Raw genomic sequence first — 20,196 nt, forward strand, 5'->3', positions numbered from 1 at the left:
ATGGAAACCTATGCTGTTTTCGGCCATCCGATAGCACACAGTAAGTCACCGTTTATTCATCAGCAATTTGCGCAGCAGTTGCAAATCGATCACCCGTATGGTCGCGTACTGGCGCCCGTGGATGACTTTGTTAACACGTTAAACGCTTTTTTTGCCGGGGGAGGCAAAGGGGCGAACGTCACGGTGCCTTTTAAAGAAGAGGCTTTTGCCCGTGCGGATGAATTGACGGAGCGTGCGGCGCTGGCTGGCGCAGTGAATACGATCAAACGACTTGAGGATGGTCGTCTACTCGGAGATAACACTGACGGTATCGGTTTGTTAAGCGATCTTGAACGTTTATCCTTTATTCAACCGGGGCAGCGAATTTTGCTGATCGGCGCTGGCGGGGCAGCGCGTGGGGTTCTGTTACCGTTACTTTCTCTGGATTGTGGCGTGACCATTGTCAACCGAACGGCATCCCGGGCTCAGGAACTGGCGAAGGTCTTTGCGCATACCGGTAGTGTGCAGGCGCTGGGCATGGATGAACTGGCAGACCATCACTTTGATGTGATCATCAATGCCACATCCAGCGGACTCAATGGTGAGATCCCGGCGATCCCTGCGTCGCTGATTTATCCCTCGGTCTGTTGTTACGACATGCTTTACCAGCAGGGACGGACGCCTTTTCTCTTGTGGTGTGAACAACATGGCGCGAAGCGCGTTGCCGATGGCCTGGGAATGCTGGTAGGGCAGGCTGCTCATGCCTTTTTGCTCTGGCATGGTATTTTACCCGAAATCGAACCGGTGATTGCGCGCCTCAAGCAGGAGTTGTCTGCATGAACCAGGCGATTCTGTTTCCTGACAGAGAGGAATGGCGTGTGGATGAATGCGCTGTTTGCTTCCCGGCGCTGGTGAATGGCATGCAGTTAATGTGTGCCATAAAGGGGGAATCGCTGGCGAAACGCTTTGGTGGCGAAACGGCGGAGGAATGGCTGGCTCACTTTTGTGAGCACCGCTGGGATCTGGAAGAAGAGGCTGAAGCCTTGATCCAGTCCCAGCAGGAAGACGATCAGGGATGGATCTGGCTGTCCTGAGTCAGATACTCGTCTTTCCATTTCACGTAGTTGTTGGCGGAATATCGCAACGCCGTTTTCTCATCTTCCGTTAGAGGCCGGATCTGTTTAACCGGGCTTCCCAGATACAGATAGCCGCTTTGCAGACGTTTGTTTTGCGGCACCAGACTGCCGGCGCCAATCATCACGTCATCTTCAATGATCGCGCCATCTAACAGAATCGAGCCCATTCCGACCAGGACGCGGTTGCCAATAATGCAGCCGTGGAGCATTACTTTATGTCCAACAGTGACATCTTCGCCCACGATCAGTGGATTACCTTCAGGGTTGGAAGGCGATTTGTGAGTGACGTGTAAGACGCTGCCATCCTGAATATTGGTGCGTGCGCCAATCTCAACGTAATTTACATCGCCACGGATCGCGACAAGCGGCCAGATCCCGACATCGTCTGCCAGACGAACATCGCCAATGATAACGCTGCTGCGATCGAGCATCACGCGTTGTCCGATCTGCGGAAAAAGATCCTTATAAGGGCGTAATACGTCAGACATGTTTACCTCAGATAAAGAGAACAGTAATGATGACTTTGGTTGCATTTCTGGCCTTGTGCAAGTGATTTAGCTATCAAAAAAGCGTCACATTGCGCAGGAATGAAACGAAAGGAGTGAAAAAGCAGCAAATGGAAAAAAAGATCGAAAAAAGGCTTGTGCAAAAAATTGGGATCCCTATAATGCGCCTCCGTTGAGACGACAAAGTGAAACGCTTCACAAGATGGTCGTCACAATGAAGAGAAAAATCCTGAAATTCAGGGTTGACTCTGAAAGAGGAAAGCGTAATATACGCCACCTCGCGACAGAGCGCTGAAGCGCGTCGCAACTGCTCTTTAACAATTTATCAGACAATCTGTGTGGGCACTCAAAGTGACATGGATTCTTAACGTCGAAAGACGAAAAATGAATACCAAGTCTCTGAGTGAACACGTAATTCATTACGAAGTTTAATTCACGAGCATCAAACTTAAATTGAAGAGTTTGATCATGGCTCAGATTGAACGCTGGCGGCAGGCCTAACACATGCAAGTCGAACGGTAACAGGAAGCAGCTTGCTGCTTCGCTGACGAGTGGCGGACGGGTGAGTAATGTCTGGGAAACTGCCCGGTGGAGGGGGATAACTACTGGAAACGGTAGCTAATACCGCATAACGTCGCAAGACCAAAGAGGGGGACCTTCGGGCCTCTTGCCACCGGATGTGCCCAGATGGGATTAGCTTGTTGGTGAGGTAACGGCTCACCAAGGCGACGATCCCTAGCTGGTCTGAGAGGATGACCAGCCACACTGGAACTGAGACACGGTCCAGACTCCTACGGGAGGCAGCAGTGGGGAATATTGCACAATGGGCGCAAGCCTGATGCAGCCATGCCGCGTGTATGAAGAAGGCCTTCGGGTTGTAAAGTACTTTCAGCGGGGAGGAAGGGATTGTGGTTAATAACCGCAGTCATTGACGTTACCCGCAGAAGAAGCACCGGCTAACTCCGTGCCAGCAGCCGCGGTAATACGGAGGGTGCAAGCGTTAATCGGAATTACTGGGCGTAAAGCGCACGCAGGCGGTCTGTCAAGTCGGATGTGAAATCCCCGGGCTCAACCTGGGAACTGCATTCGAAACTGGCAGGCTTGAGTCTCGTAGAGGGGGGTAGAATTCCAGGTGTAGCGGTGAAATGCGTAGAGATCTGGAGGAATACCGGTGGCGAAGGCGGCCCCCTGGACGAAGACTGACGCTCAGGTGCGAAAGCGTGGGGAGCAAACAGGATTAGATACCCTGGTAGTCCACGCCGTAAACGATGTCTACTTGGAGGCTGTGCCCTTGAGGCGTGGCTTCCGGAGCTAACGCGTTAAGTAGACCGCCTGGGGAGTACGGCCGCAAGGTTAAAACTCAAATGAATTGACGGGGGCCCGCACAAGCGGTGGAGCATGTGGTTTAATTCGATGCAACGCGAAGAACCTTACCTGGTCTTGACATCCACGGAAGACTGCAGAGATGCGGTTGTGCCTTCGGGAACCGTGAGACAGGTGCTGCATGGCTGTCGTCAGCTCGTGTTGTGAAATGTTGGGTTAAGTCCCGCAACGAGCGCAACCCTTATCCTTTGTTGCCAGCGGTCCGGCCGGGAACTCAAAGGAGACTGCCAGTGATAAACTGGAGGAAGGTGGGGATGACGTCAAGTCATCATGGCCCTTACGACCAGGGCTACACACGTGCTACAATGGCATATACAAAGAGAAGCGACCTCGCGAGAGCAAGCGGACCTCATAAAGTATGTCGTAGTCCGGATTGGAGTCTGCAACTCGACTCCATGAAGTCGGAATCGCTAGTAATCGTGGATCAGAATGCCACGGTGAATACGTTCCCGGGCCTTGTACACACCGCCCGTCACACCATGGGAGTGGGTTGCAAAAGAAGTAGGTAGCTTAACCTTCGGGAGGGCGCTTACCACTTTGTGATTCATGACTGGGGTGAAGTCGTAACAAGGTAACCGTAGGGGAACCTGCGGTTGGATCACCTCCTTACCTTAAAGAACCTGCCTTTGTAGTGTCCACACAGATTGTCTGATGAAAAACGAGCAGTAAAACCTCTACAGGCTTGTAGCTCAGGTGGTTAGAGCGCACCCCTGATAAGGGTGAGGTCGGTGGTTCAAGTCCACTCAGGCCTACCAAATTCGCTCCCGTGCTTTGTTGTGGCAAAGCTCGCATACTGATGTATGCTTCGCTTCACCACGCCGCGCCCGGAAACGAATTATCGGTAAAGAGGTTCTGACTACACGATGGGGCTATAGCTCAGCTGGGAGAGCGCCTGCTTTGCACGCAGGAGGTCTGCGGTTCGATCCCGCATAGCTCCACCATTCTGTAGAACGTTTACGTAAGAAAACTTCAGAGTGTACCTGAAAGGGTTCACTGCGAAGTTTTGCTCTTTAAAAATCTGGATCAAGCTGAAAATTGAAACACAGAACAACGAAAGTTGTTCGTGAGTCTCTCAATTATCGCAATCAGAAGTGAAACATCTTCGGGTTGTGAGGTTAAGCGACCAAGCGTACACGGTGGATGCCCTGGCAGTCAGAGGCGATGAAGGACGTGCTAATCTGCGAAAAGCGTCGGCGAGGTGATATGAACCTTTGACCCGGCGATGTCCGAATGGGGAAACCCAGTGTGATTCGTCACACTATCGTTAACTGAATACATAGGTTAACGAGGCGAACCGGGGGAACTGAAACATCTAAGTACCCCGAGGAAAAGAAATCAACCGAGATTCCCCCAGTAGCGGCGAGCGAACGGGGAGCAGCCCAGAGCCTGAATCAGCCAGTGTGGTAGTGGAAGTGTCTGGAAAGGCACGCGATACAGGGTGACAGCCCCGTACACAAAACCACACCGGTTGTGAGCTCGATGAGTAGGGCGGGACACGTGGTATCCTGTCTGAATATGGGGGGACCATCCTCCAAGGCTAAATACTCCTGACTGACCGATAGTGAACCAGTACCGTGAGGGAAAGGCGAAAAGAACCCCGGCGAGGGGAGTGAAAAAGAACCTGAAACCGTGTACGTACAAGCAGTGGGAGCCTCTTTATGGGGTGACTGCGTACCTTTTGTATAATGGGTCAGCGACTTATATTCTGTAGCAAGGTTAACCGAATAGGGGAGCCGCAGGGAAACCGAGTCTTAACTGGGCGTTAAGTTGCAGGGTATAGACCCGAAACCCGGTGATCTAGCCATGGGCAGGTTGAAGGTTGGGTAACACTAACTGGAGGACCGAACCGACTAATGTTGAAAAATTAGCGGATGACCTGTGGCTGGGGGTGAAAGGCCAATCAAACCGGGAGATAGCTGGTTCTCCCCGAAAGCTATTTAGGTAGCGCCTCGTGAACTCATCTCCGGGGGTAGAGCACTGTTTCGGCTAGGGGGCCATCCCGGCTTACCAACCCGATGCAAACTGCGAATACCGGAGAATGTTATCACGGGAGACACACGGCGGGTGCTAACGTCCGTCGTGAAGAGGGAAACAACCCAGACCGCCAGCTAAGGTCCCAAAGTCATGGTTAAGTGGGAAACGATGTGGGAAGGCTCAGACAGCCAGGATGTTGGCTTAGAAGCAGCCATCATTTAAAGAAAGCGTAATAGCTCACTGGTCGAGTCGGCCTGCGCGGAAGATGTAACGGGGCTAAACCATGCACCGAAGCTGCGGCAGCGACACTATGTGTTGTTGGGTAGGGGAGCGTTCTGTAAGCCGTTGAAGGTGTGTCGTGAGGCATGCTGGAGGTATCAGAAGTGCGAATGCTGACATAAGTAACGATAAAGCGGGTGAAAAGCCCGCTCGCCGGAAGACCAAGGGTTCCTGTCCAACGTTAATCGGGGCAGGGTGAGTCGACCCCTAAGGCGAGGCCGAAAGGCGTAGTCGATGGGAAACAGGTTAATATTCCTGTACTTGGTGTTACTGCGAAGGGGGGACGGAGAAGGCTATGTCGGCCGGGCGACGGTTGTCCCGGTTTAAGCGTGTAGGTGTGTGTTCCAGGTAAATCCGGTTCACTTTAACACTGAGGCGTGATGACGAGGCACTACGGTGCTGAAGTGACAAATGCCCTGCTTCCAGGAAAAGCCTCTAAGCATCAGGTAACACGAAATCGTACCCCAAACCGACACAGGTGGTCAGGTAGAGAATACCAAGGCGCTTGAGAGAACTCGGGTGAAGGAACTAGGCAAAATGGTGCCGTAACTTCGGGAGAAGGCACGCTGATATGTAGGTGAAGTGATTTACTCATGGAGCTGAAATCAGTCGAAGATACCAGCTGGCTGCAACTGTTTATTAAAAACACAGCACTGTGCAAACACGAAAGTGGACGTATACGGTGTGACGCCTGCCCGGTGCCGGAAGGTTAATTGATGGGGTTATCCGTAAGGAGAAGCTCTTGATCGAAGCCCCGGTAAACGGCGGCCGTAACTATAACGGTCCTAAGGTAGCGAAATTCCTTGTCGGGTAAGTTCCGACCTGCACGAATGGCGTAATGATGGCCAGGCTGTCTCCACCCGAGACTCAGTGAAATTGAACTCGCTGTGAAGATGCAGTGTACCCGCGGCAAGACGGAAAGACCCCGTGAACCTTTACTATAGCTTGACACTGAACACTGGTCCTTGATGTGTAGGATAGGTGGGAGGCTTTGAAGCGTGGACGCCAGTCTGCGTGGAGCCGCCCTTGAAATACCACCCTTTAATGGCTGGTGTTCTAACGTGGGCCCGTAATCCGGGTTGCGGACAGTGTCTGGTGGGTAGTTTGACTGGGGCGGTCTCCTCCTAAAGAGTAACGGAGGAGCACGAAGGTTGGCTAATCCTGGTCGGACATCAGGAGGTTAGTGCAATGGCATAAGCCAGCTTGACTGCGAGCGTGACGGCGCGAGCAGGTGCGAAAGCAGGTCATAGTGATCCGGTGGTTCTGAATGGAAGGGCCATCGCTCAACGGATAAAAGGTACTCCGGGGATAACAGGCTGATACCGCCCAAGAGTTCATATCGACGGCGGTGTTTGGCACCTCGATGTCGGCTCATCACATCCTGGGGCTGAAGTAGGTCCCAAGGGTATGGCTGTTCGCCATTTAAAGTGGTACGCGAGCTGGGTTTAGAACGTCGTGAGACAGTTCGGTCCCTATCTGCCGTGGGCGCTGGAGAACTGAGGGGGGCTGCTCCTAGTACGAGAGGACCGGAGTGGACGCATCACTGGTGTTCGGGTTGTCATGCCAATGGCACTGCCCGGTAGCTAAATGCGGAAGAGATAAGTGCTGAAAGCATCTAAGCACGAAACTTGCCCCGAGATGAGTTCTCCCTGAGACTATAAGTCTCCTGAAGGAACGTTGAAGACGACGACGTTGATAGGCCGGGTGTGTAAGCGCAGCGATGCGTTGAGCTAACCGGTACTAATGAACCGTGAGGCTTAACCTTACAACGCCGAAGATGTTTTGGCGGAATTGAGAGATTTTCAGCATTGATTCAGAGTTAAGTACGCAATAGTTTACGCAGCCAGCGCCGCTGATGCGATAAAGTATTGCGTACAGAGCACAAAGAATTTGCCTGGCGGCCGTAGCGCGGTGGTCCCACCTGACCCCATGCCGAACTCAGAAGTGAAACGCCGTAGCGCCGATGGTAGTGTGGGGTCTCCCCATGCGAGAGTAGGGAACTGCCAGGCATCAAATTTAGCGTGCTGATATGGCTCAGTTGGTAGAGCGCACCCTTGGTAAGGGTGAGGTCCCCAGTTCGACTCTGGGTATCAGCACCACTTAATTAGGTTAAAGTTCGGCACAGTAGAAAAGAATTTGTCTGGCGGCAGTAGCGCGGTGGTCCCACCTGACCCCATGCCGAACTCAGAAGTGAAACGCCGTAGCGCCGATGGTAGTGTGGGGTCTCCCCATGCGAGAGTAGGGAACTGCCAGACATCAATTAAGTGAGAAGGCCATCCGAAAGGATGGCCTTTTTGCGTTTGGAACCCTATGAATCTATAGGCCCGGTAAGCGTGGCGCCACCGGGCAAAACAAGCGTTTAATGAATGACCTGCGACAGGAACGCTCGCGTACGTTCTGATTTCGGATGCGCGAAGAACTCATCTGGCGGAGCCTGCTCTACAATCTCTCCCCGGTCCATGAAGATCACTCTGTCTGCCACGGTTCTGGCAAACCCCATCTCATGCGTGACGCAAAGCATTGTCATCCCCGACTGTGCCAGGCCAATCATGGTATCCAACACTTCTTTAACCATTTCAGGGTCCAACGCTGAAGTAGGTTCATCAAACAGCATGATTTTCGGTTTCATGCACAGCGAGCGAGCAATCGCTACGCGCTGCTGCTGACCGCCCGAGATCTGGCCCGGGAATTTATGAGCATGCTCCGCTATACGAACGCGTTCGAGATAGTGCATCGCCAGGGCTTCGGCCTCTTTTGTCGGCATTTTACGTACCCAAATGGGAGCCAGCGTACAGTTTTGCAGAACAGTGAGATGCGGAAAGAGATTAAAATGCTGGAACACCATTCCAACCTCCTGCCTGACGCGTTCGACATTACGAATGTCCTCATTCAGCTCGATACCATCCACAACGATACGTCCTTGTTGATGTTCTTCGAGATGATTAATGCAGCGGATCGTCGTTGATTTCCCCGATCCGGAAGGACCACATAAAACAATGCGTTCTCCCTGTCTTACGCTCAGGTTAATATCCTTTAAAACATGGAACTGCCCGTACCATTTATTAACGTTTTCCAGCGTAATCATCGCGTCGGCAGATGGCATTAAAAGTTGGCTCATAGAATCCTCAGTGCGGCGTACGCCCGGTGTTAAAGCGCTTTTCCAGATACTGGCTGTAGCGCGACATGCTGAAGCAAAAAATCCAGTAAATCAGAGCGGCAAAAACATAGCCTTCGGTGGACATACCCAGCCAGGCAGGGTCAACCGTGGCTTGTTGCACGCTACTGAAGAGATCGAACAGGCCGATGATGATGACCAGACTGGTATCTTTAAACAGCGCAATGATGGTGTTGACCAGGCCCGGAATAACCATCTTCAGGGCCTGGGGAATAATGACCAACCCTTGCATTTTCCAGTAGCCAAGAGCTAACGATTCCGCCGCTTCATATTGACCCTTTGGCAGCGCCTGAAGCCCACCACGAACAACTTCCGCGACATAGGCGGACTGAAACAGAATCACCCCTACCAACGCCCGAATGAGTTTATCGATACTTGTTCCTTCTTCCATGAACAATGGCAGCATAACCGATGACATAAACAGGACGGTGATCAGCGGCACGCCTCGCCAGAACTCAATGAAAATAACGGATAAGATCCGGACAACGGGCATATGGGAGCGGCGCCCCAGAGCCAGTAGAATCCCTAAGGGTAACGCCCCAGCGATCCCGACAGAGGCGATGATTAAGGTCAGGGTCAGCCCTCCCCACTGGCGCGTCTCAACCCGCTCCAGCCCCAGCAAACCGCCATACAACAACCACCAGACCACTAACGGGTAGATGACTGCCCAGACAGCAATATAACGTCCGCGCCGGGGCATCCTGTTCCAGAACATCGGAACAATTGAGACCAGCCCGATAAACAGCGCCAGCTTGATCCGCCAGCGTTGCTCGTGCGGATAAAGGCCAAACATAAACTGGCCGAAGCGTTCATGGATGAACACCCAGCATGCGCCTGATTGCGTGCAGTCCGCACGAGCAGAACCGACCCAATTGGCCTGCAAAAACGCCCAGTTTACGAAGGGAGGAATAAGCTCCCACATCAGCCACAGGCATAAGATCGTCAGTAGACTATTCAATACGCTGGAAAAAAGATTTTTACGCACCCAGGCCACGATTCGGCCATGACCATGACTGGCCGGACGCGCGGGATGTGACAGCAGAACTTTTGTCATCATGCTTCCTTAGCGCTCAACGAGGGCGATGCGGCGGTTATAAATATTCATCAGCAGTGAGATGCTCAGGCTGATGATCAGATACACCGACATGGTGATGGCGATCGTTTCAATGGCCTGTCCTGTCTGATTCAGAACCGTTCCCGCGAACAGCGAAACCATATCGGGATAACCAATCGCGGCGGCCAGCGAGGAATTCTTTACAATATTGAGGTACTGGCTCGTTAACGGCGGGATGATCACCCGCAGCGCTTGAGGAATAATGACCTGACGTAGGGTGACCGTGTTTGGAAGCCCCAGCGAACGCGCTGCTTCATGTTGACCATATGGTACCGCCTGAATCCCCGCGCGAATAATTTCCGCAATAAACGCCGAGGTATAAACCGACAGTGCCAGCGTCAACGCCGCCAGTTCGGGGATAAGCACCATACCGCCACGGAAGTTAAAGCCCCGCAATTCGGGGATGTCCCAATGAAGCGCAGCGCCAAAAAGCCAGTGGGCGAACAGTGGCAACAGGACAATCAGCCCCAGCGCAGTAGGCCAGGTTTTACGTAACTGTCCTGTTTTTGTCTGGTGCATTTTATTGAAGCGAAACAGCCCAACGGAAATCGCAACGGCGAGCGCAATTGAGATCGTAAAAGGCAGTATGCCTTCTCCCAATTGCGGAGAGGGAATATAGAGACCCCGGTTACTCAGAAACACGGCATCCAGCGCGCTGACAGCCTGCCGCGGCCCGGGCAAATTGCGTAACACCGCGAAGTACCAGAAAAATATTTGCAAAAGTGGGGGGACGTTGCGAAAGATCTCAATATACACCGTCGACAGTTTGCGCAGTAACCAGTTATCGGAAAGGCGTGCCAGCCCGAGAAAAAAGCCGAGAACGGAGGCAAACACAATACACAATGCGGAAACCAACAAGGTGTTAAGCAAACCAACCAGAAAAACGCGCCCGTAAGTATCACCCTGTTGATAGTCAATCAGGTGCTGGACAATACCAAACCCGGCACTGCGGTCAAGAAACGCAAAACCTGAAGTAATGCCGCGATTGCTCAGGTTATTAATCGTATTGTGAACAAGGTAAATAACCACGGCGACGACCGCAAGAATGGCGATAATTTGAAACAGCCACGCGCGGACCACAGGATGAGAAAAGGAGAGCGATCCTTTTGCGTGAGAGCGGCGATGGAACATAAGAAAGCCTCGGTAACAATGACTCTGGACTGAGCGCCGCCTGTGCGGCGCTCGTTACAGCACAACGGCTTAACGTACGGGTGGTGCGTACTGGATGCCGCCGTTATTCCAGAGATTGTTTTGCCCACGTTTGATCTTCAACGGGCTTTCCGATCCCACGTTACGTTCAAAGATCTCAGCGTAATTACCCACCTGCTTGATGATGTTATATGCCCACTTGTTATCGAGTTTCAGGTCTTTACCGTAATCCCCTTCTTTGCCTAACAGATGAGCCATATCCGGCGTCGCGGGGTTAGCCGCTTTCTCATCAACGTTTTTCGACGTGACGCCCATCTCTTCAGCATTAAGCATCGCAAACAGCGTCCAGCGTACAACAGCAAACCATTCATCATCGCCGCGACGGACAACAGGGCCAAGCGGCTCTTTGGAGATTACCTCCGGCAGGACGATCCATTCGCCTGGGTTACTTAGTTTAATGCGCAGAGCGTAAAGCTGAGACTGGTCGGAGGCGAGGGTATCACAACGTCCTGACTCCAGCGCTTTTGCCGACTCGTCAGAGCGATCAAAGGTCACTGGGGTATACTTCATCTTATTCGCTTTAAAATAGTCAGCCACGTTCAGCTCAGTGTCTGTTCCTGCCTGAATACAAACGGTCGCGCCATCAAGTTCTTTCGCGCTTTTCAGACCCGCTTTGTTGTGTGTCAGAAAACCGATGCCGTCGTAATAGGTTACGCCGGTAAATGACATGCCCATCCCGGCGTCACGCGAGGAGGTCCAGGTCGTATTCCGCGAGAGAAGATCCACTTCGCCGGACTGTAACGCGGTGAAGCGCTCTTTGGCCGTCAGCGGGGTGTATTTCACTTTGCTGTCGTCGCCGAGCACAGCAGCAGCGACACCGCGGCATACGTCGACATCAATGCCCGAGAATTTCCCCTCCGCGTCGGCGTAAGAAAAGCCGGGCAGCCCATCACTGATCCCACATTGTACGAAGCCTTTCTTTTTTACGGCATCCAGGGTTGCACCCGCATGTACCTGATTTGCAACCGTAAGCAGCACGCCGGCAGCAGCCAGCGTGGCGATCATCATCTTTTTCATAATGCATCCTGTGTGGCGAGAATTATTGTTATGGAGAACGTTACGCAACGTTTTAAACCTGTCTGTGGCCTGGCCGTACTCTTATAAGCAAAGGGAGTGCCAGGTTTTGCGTCAGCGTGCACGACGCAATATCCAGAGTGTAGACAGGATTAAATACATGCAGCGCCCTTAAATAGTGCGAAAATGAAACGTAAGCCACATTTTGGAGCAAAATGTTTTTAACATATTCACTAAATCGAAATACTAATTTCGGACGTGAATATCGACAGGGTGAGTAATAGAAAAGTATTTCGTAAATGAGCAGTAGGAAATTTACAGAGCTCACAGAAAAGTAAATCAATGAAGAGAAAAAGATAATTAAAGGTGATACCAGAAATCATTTTCAAACGGCTTAATTATGGTGATACAGGTAAAAGCGTAATGACACCCTGCCGGACAGAACAAAATAATGATTCGATTCATAAAGTAAGAACAAGGCAGGATGTCACAAAGGCGTCCTGAGACGCCTTTGTTGACACGGTTACTGGCGGGTTCGTCCAAAACGTCCTCTGACGACCACGAAGAAGACAGGCACAAAGAAGATTGCCAGCAGGGTTGCTGAAACCATGCCGCCCATCACGCCGATCCCGACCGCATTTTGCGCGCCGCTACCCGCGCCATTACTGATCGCAAGCGGCAATACGCCAAGTATAAAGGCCAGTGACGTCATGAGAATTGGACGTAAACGCATACGTGACGCAGAGAGCGTCGCTTCAATAACGCCATTGCCTTCTTTATCCATTAAGTCTTTCGCGAATTCGACAATCAGGATCGCGTTCTTCGCGGACAGGCCAATGGTGGTTAACAGCCCAACCATAAAGTAAACGTCATTCTTTTGCCCAAATAACGTTGCGGCGAGCAATACCCCTACAATACCTAACGGCACAACCAGCATCACCGAGAAAGGTATCGACCAGCTTTCATACAGTGCGGCCAGGCAAAGGAAGACGACGACAAACGAGATGGCGATTAGCGCTGGCGCCTGGTCTCCGGATAGCCGCTCCTGATACGACATTCCTGTCCAGTCATAGCCAATCCCCACAGGAAGATTGGAAGCCATGCTTTCCATTAAGGCCATCGCCTCACCGGAACTGGTTCCAGGGGCGGCTTCCCCCAGGATCTCCATTGAAGGCAGGCCGTTGTAACGTTCCAGACGCGGCGAACCGTAAATCCAGTGCGACGAACTAAACGTAGAGAACGGCACCATCTCTCCATTTGCGCTCCGCACATACAGATTATCGATGTCCTCTGGCAACATGCGGAACTGGGCGTCGGCCTGAACATAGACTTTCTTCACACGACCACGGTCAATGAAGTCGTTAACGTAGTAGCCGCCCAGCGCCGCAGAGATTGTCTCGTTGATATCGGACAGCGAGACGCCCAGCGCCTGCGCTTTTTCCTGATCGACGTCCAGCTTAAACTGCGCAGTGTCTTCCAGCCCATTCGGGCGAACGCGTACTAACGTTTCAGGATGTTGAGCCACCATTCCTAAAAGCTGGTTTCTCGCCTGGGTTAACGCGTTATGCCCCAGCCCCGCCTGGTCGATAAGCTCAAAGTCGAAGCCCGTTGCGGTACCCAGCTCGACAATTGCTGGCATGTTGAAAGGGAAAACCATGCCATCCCGGATCTGGCTGAAAGCGCGAGTCGCCCGGGCGATAATCGATTCAACGTTGTTTTCTTCGCCGCTACGCTCCTCCCAGGGCTTGAGGCTCACAAAGGCCATCCCCGAGTTTTGTCCCTGACCGCTGAAGCTAAAGCCGTTCACGGTAAAGACGCTTTCAACGTTGGCTTTCTCGGTGTCCAGATAATAATGGGTCACTTGATCCAGCACGTTTTGCGTGCGCTCCTGCGTTGCCCCGGCAGGAAGTTGGATCATGGTCAGAAACACGCCCTGATCCTCTTCAGGCAAGAAGGATGTCGGCAAGCGTACGAACAGGAGCGCCATCCCGACAACAATCAGCAGATAGATTAGCAGGTAACGACCGGTGTTGTGGACAATGCCGCTGACGCTATTGGTGTAATGGTTGACGCTATGATCGAATTTGGCGTTAAACCAGCCGAAGAAACCGCTCTTTTTCTCATGATGCTCAGCGGAGACGGGTTTAAGCAACGTCGCGCAGAGCGCAGGCGTGAGGATCAACGCGACCAGCACCGAGAGCGCCATTGCCGACACAATGGTGATGGAGAACTGGCGGTAGATTGCACCTGTCGATCCGCCAAAGAAGGCCATCGGGATGAACACGGCGGAGAGCACCATTGCGATCCCCACCAGGGCGCCCTGAATCTGCGACATGGACTTCTCAGTGGCTTCCCGTGGAGGCAACTTATCTTCCATCATCACGCGTTCGACGTTTTCAACCACCACTATCGCGTCATCGACCAACAGGCCGATGGCGAGCACCATGCCGAACATGGTCAGGGTGTTTATCGAGTAACCAAATGCCGCCAGTACCGCAAACGTCCCCAACAGGACAACCGGAACGGCAATGGTCGGGATCAGCGTGGCGCGGATGTTCTGCAGGAACAGATACATCACCAGGAATACCAGTACGATTGCTTCGAAAAGTGTTTTCACCACTTCATGAATGGAGATTTTCACAAACGGGGTGGTGTCATACGGGTAAACCACTTTCATTCCCGCCGGGAAGAAGGGCTGTAGCTCGACCAGTTTGGCCTTAATGGCGGTGGCAGTATCAAGGGCGTTGGCGCCGGTAGCCAGTTTAATCCCCAGACCGGATGCCGGTTTACCGTTAATGCGAGCGACAACGTTATAGTTTTCTCCGCCAAGCTCAATGCGCGCGACATCTTTCAACCGCACGACGGAGCCGTCGCTGTTTACGCGCAGCGTGACTTTGCCGAATTCTTCGGGATCTTTCAGACGCGTCTGCGCAATGATCGAGGCGTTAAGCTGTTGTCCCGGCAGGGCGGGCGTCCCGCCAAGCTGACCGGCCGCGATTTGGTCGTTCTGCACTTTCAACTGGTTGATAACATCTACCGGCGTGAGCTGGTATTTGTTCAGGAGATTGGCATCCAGCCAGATGCGCATCGCATACTGCGCGCCAAACAGTTGAACGTCACCGACGCCGTTCAGACGGCTGATGGAGTCTTTAACGTTTGAGGCGACATAGTCGGAGATATCGTCCTGGGTGGTCTGAGGGTTATCGGAAACAAAGCCTGCAACCATCAGGAAGCTACTGCTCGACTTCTCAACGCTAATTCCCTGCTGCTGAACTTCCTGCGGCAGGAGCGGCGTCGCCAGCTGCAGTTTGTTCTGAACCTGAACCTGAACCTGAACCTGAGCGATATCCGGATCGGTACCCGACTCGAAGGTCAGCGTGATGGTTACGCTTCCCGCAGAGTCGCTGGTGGAGGACATATACATCAGGTTATCGATACCGTTCATATTCTGTTCGATAACCTGAGTCACGGTATCTTGTACCGTCTGGGCATCTGCCCCCGGATAGTTTGCGGAAATCGAAACCGCCGGTGGCGCGATGGTGGGGTACTGCGCAACGGGCAGTTGCATAATGGCCAGGGCGCCCGCCAGCATCAGAATGATGGCCAGTACCCAGGCAAAAATAGGACGCCTGATAAAAAAGTTTGCCATGTCCGTTTACCTTATTGCGCCGCTTGTGCAGCAGGGGCTTCGGTATCCGGCGTGGCTTTCACTTTGGTGCCTGGACGCGCTTTTTGCAACCCGCTCACGATCACCCGATCGCCAGGCTGTAACCCTTCGCTTATCAGCCATTTGTCGCCAATTGCCTGCGAAGCGATGACGGGGCGGGATTCCACTTTGCTTTCGTTGTTCACGACCAGTACCGTGGCATCGCCGCGCGGGGTTCGCGTGACGCCTTGCTGTGGTACGAGGATCGCGTTTGGCTGCACGCCTTCATCGATACGCGCGCGTACAAACATGCCCGGCAGCAATGTGTGCTGCGGGTTAGGGAACACGGCGCGTAAGGTGATTGAGCCGGTGCTTTCGTCAACGGTGACATCAGAGAACTGTAAAGCGCCTTTTAGCGGATACGCTTGGCCATTTTCCATGACCAGCTCGACGCTACTGCTGGCGTTATCCTTGTGCAGACTGCCTTGTTCGAGAGATTCTTTCAGACGCATGAAGTCGTTGCTGGATTGAGTCACATCGACGTAAATAGGGTCGAGCTGCTGTACGGTTGCCAGTTCCGTCGCCTGCCCGTTAGTCACCAGTGCGCCTTCGGTGACGCTTGATTTGCCAATCCGTCCGCTTATCGGCGAGGTGACTTTGGTATAAGCGAGATTGATACGCGCGCTTTCCACCGCGGCTTTTGCGGCTGTGACGGCGGCATCAGCCTGGCGCGCATCGGCAATGGCCTGATCGTATTCCTGTTGGCTGATGTACTTTGTACCAACCAGCGGAACATAGCGTTTCACCGTCAAATGGGCGATGGCGGCAGCGGCTTCGCTTTTCGCCAGCTCGCCTTTCGCACTGTCATAGTCGGCCTGATAGGTTGCCGGATCGATCTGGTAAAGCGACTGTCCTGCCTCGACATCGCTACCTTCGGTGAAATTCCGTTTAAGGACAATACCGCTAACCTGCGGGCGAACCTCGGCAATGCGGAAGGCTGTGGTGCGTCCCGGTAATTCTGTGGTCACGGCTAATGGCGCGGTGTTGACCACGTGTACGGTCACTTGCGGCTCGCTGGCATGCGCTTGTTGCTCTCCCTGATCGTTACAACCGGCCAGCAGCGCAGCAGAGATGATAATGAATGAGGGCAGGAGTGAAAACCTGGCATGTTTCGTCATTACTGTTCCTTAAAAACCAATAGCTCGTTATTTACCGGATAACGGTAAGGCGGTAACGTGCGCGAAAAAATAACAGCTTGCTATCCTACAAATTATTGGGTCGCGATGTAAGTAATACTTATTTTTAGGTTGGCGCAACGGCACGTAAAAACAAAAAAAGGAACCCTGGCTTACCGTATTGCCCTGTCGAATTTAGACATTATTTATTGCGAGTTAATATATTTTGAAATATACATTCTTTGTGTGAATAATTTATCTATTAGCATTCGTGCACTCTATTTGTTTGAATGATTTGTGCGTCACAATCAGGCTTTTATTTCGTGTGCGCGGGTATGAGATGTTACAGTCGGCTTTTCCAGAACGGCTTTACTGGCGTAATAATTACTCCGACTCTGATGTGATACTCCATGGCAAAAAAAACCAAGGCTGATGCCCTTAAAACGCGACAACATTTAATTGAAACGGCCATTACACAGTTTGCCGCACGGGGCGTAGGCAACACCACGCTCAATGATATTGCCGACGCCGCCCAGGTCACGCGTGGCGCAATCTACTGGCACTTCAGCAACAAGACGCAGTTGTTTAACGAAGTGTGGCAGCAGCAACCCCCTTTGCGCGATCTTATTCAGGAACGAGTCACTGCGCCGAATGCAGAAAACCCGTTACAACAACTGCGTGAGAAGTTTATCGTCGCATTGCAATATATTGCCGACGTTCCACGACAGCAGGCTTTATTACAAATCTTATATCATAAATGTGAGTTTCAGGATGACATGATATCTGAGCGGGAAATACGTGAGAAGATAGGTTTTAACCAGCAGGCGTTACGCGAGGCATTACAGGCCTGTATGGCGGAGGGCGTGATACCCGGAACCCTTGATCTGGACGTAGCCTTAATCATTATTTGCGGCAGTTTTAGCGGCATCCTTAAAAACTGGTTAATGAACCCTGCCAGTTATAATCTTTATGAGCAGGCGCCTGCGCTGGTGGATAACGTATTAAGCATGTTAAGCCCGGACGGAAATGTCAGGCAATTAATAAAACCAACCAATATTCACGGGGAAATATAATCATTTCCCCAATTCAAAAACGTGACGCTATTGCAGGTCGGCACAGTTGACTAACTTTAGGGGATTCACCGAGTCCATGTTGCGACACTTGTCGGATTCCGTGGTGATAAGCTCGATCCACTGAATCAGTAACGCATCAAAGATAAAAACGGAGACCGCAAAAACAACCAGCCACCAATACTTGCGAATCATTGTCCAATCCTGTGTATTCATGCCCAAGCGTGCTGGAAATATACACGAAAAATGCGCTCTGAAAAGCGGGCTTACAATGCTTTTACTTTGTCACGACGCTGAGCGTTTTGGGCCCCGTCCGGCTCTTTTTCGACAAATTTTTCGTCTTCCTTTTTTTCACTTTCGCAAGCTCATCGCTGGTGAAGTGCGAGGTCACATTCATGCGTCGCAGGCCTATCTTGACGTATTCATCATTTACCTCAATACCAATGAACTTCCGTCCTGTCTCCAGCGCCACCGCGCCGGTGGTAAAGCTGCCTGCGAAAGGATCAAGGACGGTATCGCCAGGGTTTGAGGAGGCCAATACGATCCGCTTTAACAGGGCGACAGGCTTTTGCGTCGGATGGTTTTCATATTCATTCATCAGGTAACGCACACGGGGAAACTCCCAGACGTTTCCCGGGACTTTTTGCGTGTTGTAGGGCTGAGGCGGGTTTTTACGGTAGTCGATCAACGCTCGTTTAGCGCCGGTTTTCGTCTCAACCAGAATCGCTTCGCTATTGAAGGTGTAATTTTTGGCGTCTTTTACCATCATCAGGATCGGTTCGTACATTGAGCCGAAATATTTCTTTGCCTGTACGCCTGAGCTGTCGTAGGACCAGACGATCCGGCTCTTGATGGTAAACAGATTCCGGCACTTGAGATCAATATATGGCATGTTCTCGGTGCTGTTCATGATGTACATCGTGCCCTGCTTTTTCAGTACCCGATGACACTCTTCAATGCATTCGAACAGCCAGGCGAGGAAAACGTCCGCGTCCCAGGCTTCCCGCATGCCGTCAAAATCTTTTCCGATGTTATAGGGCGGATCGGCAAAAATTAAGTCGACGCTTTCAGTGGGTAATTTCTTGAGTTCGGCTAACGCATCTCCGTGAATGACCGACGTCGATTCATTGCCAAAGTAGTGTGGTTCAACTCCCGTTTTCATCTCTACTCCACAAGAAATGCGTATAAAAAAGGCGCTTCCCCATGCCGAGTAGCGCCTTTTATATCAGACAGTTAACTGATTAGTATCAGTTCATGCCGTATTTTTTCAATTTTTTACGCAGCGTACCACGGTTGATGCCCATCATCAGAGCAGCACGGGTCTGGTTACCGCGGGTGTATTGCATCACCATGTCCAACAGGGGCTGTTCAACTTCAGCCAGTACCAGCTCATAGAGGTCATTAACATCCTGACCGTTCAGTTGAGCAAAATAGTTCTTCAGTGCCTGTTTAACCGAGTCACGCAGGGGCTTTTGAGTTACCTGATCCTGAGAGTTAACGGTAGAAACGGTCAGTACGTCAGAATTTACGCGTTGTTCGAACATAGTTCTGTCAGCTCTTTATTTCATTACGCAAAATTTTCGAAGTATGCCTCCAACGCCTCCAGCTGTTCGCTGGCGTCTTCAATGGCGTTGAATGTGCGCCGAAACTGGTCATTTGGAGCGTGCTCCTGGAGATACCAGGAGACGTGTTTACGCGCAATTCGGTACCCTTTTGCCTGGCCATAAAAGTCATGCAATTCCCGAACATGCGCACAAAGCAAGCGCTTAACCTCTGCCAAAGGCAGGGGGGACAGCAGCTCCCCAGTGTCCAGATAATGCTGGATTTCCCGGAAGATCCAGGGTCTTCCCTGAGCTGCGCGGCCTATCATCAGGGCATCAGCCCCCGTATAGTCGAGCACAGCTCTGGCTTTAAGCGGGTCAGTAATGTCGCCATTCGCGATAATCGGAATGGAAACTTTCTGCTTAACTGCCCGAATACTGTCGTACTCAGCATCTCCATTGAACAAACAGGCGCGGGTGCGTCCATGAATGGTCAGAGCCTGAATGCCACAATCTTCAGCCAGTTGGGCAATCTCTACGCAGTTACGGTGTTCCGGAGCCCAGCCGGTGCGAATCTTCAGGGTGACAGGAACGTCCACTGCTCTGACGACCTCGGTTAGTATTGACTTCACTAATTCCGGGTACTGCAAGAGGGCTGAACCTGCGAGCTTGCGATTCACTTTTTTAGCCGGACACCCCATATTGATATCAATAATCTGGGCGCCGCTTTCCACGTTGATACGTGCGGCATCGGCCATCTCAACAGGGTCGCTACCGGCAATTTGCACCGTGCGAATTCCTGGCTCATCAACGTGCACCATCCGTAGCCGGGACTTGTCGCTTTCCCAAACCTGCGGGTTAGAAGACATCATCTCGGATACGGTCAATCCTGCTCCCATCTCGTAGCACAGCGTCCGAAAGGGTCTGTCAGTGATGCCAGCCATTGGCGCTGCGATCAGGCGATTTCTGAGCTGGTATTGTCCGATGCGCATGAG

14 protein-coding genes, 3 tRNA genes and 4 rRNA genes are annotated in these 20,196 nt (G+C 52.1%); 10 read left to right on the forward strand and 11 right to left on the reverse strand.

All coding sequences use genetic code 11. The features are described 5' to 3' along the window. Entirely contained in the window at positions 1-819 is an 819-nt protein-coding gene (gene aroE / locus HVX72_RS02150; RefSeq protein WP_042293069.1) for a shikimate dehydrogenase, read from the forward strand. Beyond that, positions 816-1,073, forward strand: coding sequence for a DUF1488 domain-containing protein (locus HVX72_RS02155; protein WP_042293067.1), 258 nt, complete (start codon positions 816-818; stop codon positions 1,071-1,073). The genes aroE and HVX72_RS02155 overlap by 4 nt, the downstream gene beginning before the upstream one ends. Here HVX72_RS02155 and HVX72_RS02160 read toward each other — a convergent pair. Then, positions 1,049-1,603: a gamma carbonic anhydrase family protein gene (locus HVX72_RS02160; protein ID WP_060570669.1), complete on the reverse strand. Its 555-nt coding sequence runs from the start codon at positions 1,601-1,603 to the stop codon at positions 1,049-1,051. The genes HVX72_RS02155 and HVX72_RS02160 overlap by 25 nt on opposite strands. 468 nt (positions 1,604-2,071) lie before the next feature. On the opposite strand from HVX72_RS02160, the gene HVX72_RS02165 reads away from it, so the two are divergent. The 7 genes from HVX72_RS02165 (at position 2,072) to rrf (HVX72_RS02195) (ending at position 7,512) form a co-directional block, all read left to right on the forward strand. Continuing rightward, positions 2,072-3,613 (forward strand): 16S ribosomal RNA (locus HVX72_RS02165). A 69-nt stretch (positions 3,614-3,682) separates the two neighbouring features. Beyond that, a tRNA-Ile gene (locus HVX72_RS02170) sits at positions 3,683-3,759 on the forward strand. Positions 3,760-3,869: 110 nt separating this feature from the next. After that, positions 3,870-3,945: transfer RNA gene (locus tag HVX72_RS02175), tRNA-Ala, on the forward strand. Positions 3,946-4,117: 172 nt separating this feature from the next. Beyond that, a 23S ribosomal RNA gene (locus HVX72_RS02180) occupies positions 4,118-7,022 on the forward strand. A 128-nt stretch (positions 7,023-7,150) separates the two neighbouring features. Next, positions 7,151-7,266 (forward strand): 5S ribosomal RNA (rrf, locus tag HVX72_RS02185). A gap of 14 nt (positions 7,267-7,280) precedes the next feature. Continuing rightward, positions 7,281-7,356 (forward strand) — tRNA-Thr (locus HVX72_RS02190). A 40-nt stretch (positions 7,357-7,396) separates the two neighbouring features. After that, a 5S ribosomal RNA gene (rrf, locus tag HVX72_RS02195) occupies positions 7,397-7,512 on the forward strand. Together the 16S, 23S and 5S rRNA genes with 3 tRNA genes alongside form the textbook arrangement of a ribosomal RNA operon. Before the next feature lie 104 nt (positions 7,513-7,616). Here the strand turns inward: rrf (HVX72_RS02195) and HVX72_RS02200 are convergent. The 6 genes from HVX72_RS02200 to HVX72_RS02225 form a co-directional block, all read right to left on the reverse strand. Continuing rightward, positions 7,617-8,375, reverse strand: a complete 759-nt coding sequence (locus HVX72_RS02200; protein ID WP_042292042.1) for an amino acid ABC transporter ATP-binding protein — start codon at positions 8,373-8,375, stop codon at positions 7,617-7,619. 7 nt (positions 8,376-8,382) lie between these two features. Then, positions 8,383-9,486 (reverse strand): amino acid ABC transporter permease, encoded by a 1,104-nt coding sequence (locus HVX72_RS02205; protein ID WP_181823230.1) that lies wholly within the window; start codon positions 9,484-9,486, stop codon positions 8,383-8,385. Between the two features lie 9 nt (positions 9,487-9,495). Further along, a complete protein-coding gene (locus tag HVX72_RS02210) occupies positions 9,496-10,677 on the reverse strand; it encodes an amino acid ABC transporter permease (protein WP_060571029.1) in 1,182 nt (393 codons plus the stop codon). A gap of 69 nt (positions 10,678-10,746) precedes the next feature. Next, a complete protein-coding gene (locus HVX72_RS02215) occupies positions 10,747-11,772 on the reverse strand; it encodes an amino acid ABC transporter substrate-binding protein (RefSeq protein WP_060571030.1) in 1,026 nt (341 codons plus the stop codon). 520 nt (positions 11,773-12,292) lie between these two features. After that, complete coding sequence (locus tag HVX72_RS02220) at positions 12,293-15,418, reverse strand: efflux RND transporter permease subunit (protein ID WP_181822456.1); 3,126 nt, start codon at positions 15,416-15,418, stop codon at positions 12,293-12,295. 11 nt (positions 15,419-15,429) lie between these two features. Then, positions 15,430-16,593 (reverse strand): efflux RND transporter periplasmic adaptor subunit, encoded by a 1,164-nt coding sequence (locus tag HVX72_RS02225; RefSeq protein WP_042292029.1) that lies wholly within the window; start codon positions 16,591-16,593, stop codon positions 15,430-15,432. A 407-nt stretch (positions 16,594-17,000) separates the two neighbouring features. Here HVX72_RS02225 and envR point away from each other — a divergent pair, with 407 nt between their 5' ends. Next, the gene (envR, locus tag HVX72_RS02230) at positions 17,001-17,663 is read left to right on the forward strand and encodes an acrEF/envCD operon transcriptional regulator (protein WP_181822457.1); all 663 of its coding nucleotides are present in this window, start codon (positions 17,001-17,003) and stop codon (positions 17,661-17,663) included. Positions 17,664-17,690: 27 nt separating this feature from the next. On the opposite strand, the gene HVX72_RS02235 is transcribed toward envR, so the two are convergent. From HVX72_RS02235 to dusB, 4 genes are all read right to left on the reverse strand, one after another. Then, positions 17,691-17,855 carry a DUF2556 family protein gene (locus HVX72_RS02235; protein WP_042292024.1) on the reverse strand — a complete coding sequence of 55 codons (165 nt, stop codon included), beginning with the start codon at positions 17,853-17,855 and terminating at the stop codon, positions 17,691-17,693. Positions 17,856-17,937: 82 nt separating this feature from the next. After that, the gene (yhdJ, locus tag HVX72_RS02240) at positions 17,938-18,822 is read right to left on the reverse strand and encodes an adenine-specific DNA-methyltransferase (protein ID WP_042292021.1); all 885 of its coding nucleotides are present in this window, start codon (positions 18,820-18,822) and stop codon (positions 17,938-17,940) included. 85 nt (positions 18,823-18,907) lie between these two features. Continuing rightward, positions 18,908-19,204 carry a DNA-binding transcriptional regulator Fis gene (fis, locus tag HVX72_RS02245; protein ID WP_000462905.1) on the reverse strand — a complete coding sequence of 99 codons (297 nt, stop codon included), beginning with the start codon at positions 19,202-19,204 and terminating at the stop codon, positions 18,908-18,910. A gap of 23 nt (positions 19,205-19,227) precedes the next feature. Further along, entirely contained in the window at positions 19,228-20,193 is a 966-nt protein-coding gene (gene dusB / locus HVX72_RS02250; RefSeq protein ID WP_181822458.1) for a tRNA dihydrouridine synthase DusB, read from the reverse strand. Positions 20,194-20,196 lie beyond the last annotated feature (3 nt).

It is taken from the genome of Citrobacter sp. RHB21-C05 (assembly GCF_013889015.1).
GTDB lineage: Bacteria > Pseudomonadota > Gammaproteobacteria > Enterobacterales > Enterobacteriaceae > Citrobacter_A > Citrobacter_A sedlakii.